At 78.5% G+C, this 511-nt stretch carries 1 protein-coding gene; it reads right to left on the bottom strand.

The window, feature by feature from the left end:
* The coding region (locus ABD067_RS13395; protein WP_343895811.1) for a VWA domain-containing protein at window positions 1–511 on the bottom strand (511 nt) is incomplete at both ends.

Here is a 511-nt window from a genome sequence, read left to right as displayed (position 1 = left end):
CGGCGGAGAGCGGCGTGCCGCCGCCGCCCGGCAGCGCGGCGAGGCTCCGCTTGGCCCGCACGAGCGAGGAGGTCGGCGGCAGCAACAGCTCGGCGCCCTGGCCGCGGAAGGCGAGCAGCGCCACCTGGTCGCGCCGGACGTAGCAATCGGCGAGGAGCAGTTCCACCGCGCCCTTGGCCTCGCCCAGGCGGTTCACCGCCGCGGAGCCGGAGGCGTCAACCACGAAGACCGTCGTGGTGCCGGTCTCCTGGCGGAATCGGACGAGGCGGAAGTCCTCGCGCCGAATGGCGACGCGCGGCCCGTCCGCGACGGCGTACCGACGCCGCAACCGCTGCCACGGCGCCGCGGCGCGCAGGGTTTCGACGAGGTCCAGACGCCCTCCGGAGCGCGGGTCGCCGGTTCGGGTGCCGATGCGGCGCCCGCGCCGGGCCGCCTGCCGCGGCGCGCCGGCCCGGCCCTGCGACGCGGCGCCAGCGGTCTTGCGCGTGGCGGCCGCGAGCCCCGCGAGCAG

Source organism: Craurococcus roseus (assembly GCF_039523795.1).
Classification (GTDB): Bacteria; Pseudomonadota; Alphaproteobacteria; order Acetobacterales; family Acetobacteraceae; genus Craurococcus; species Craurococcus roseus.
Note: the sequence above shows the minus strand (reverse complement) of the source record. Positions and strands in the feature narration are given on the sequence as shown.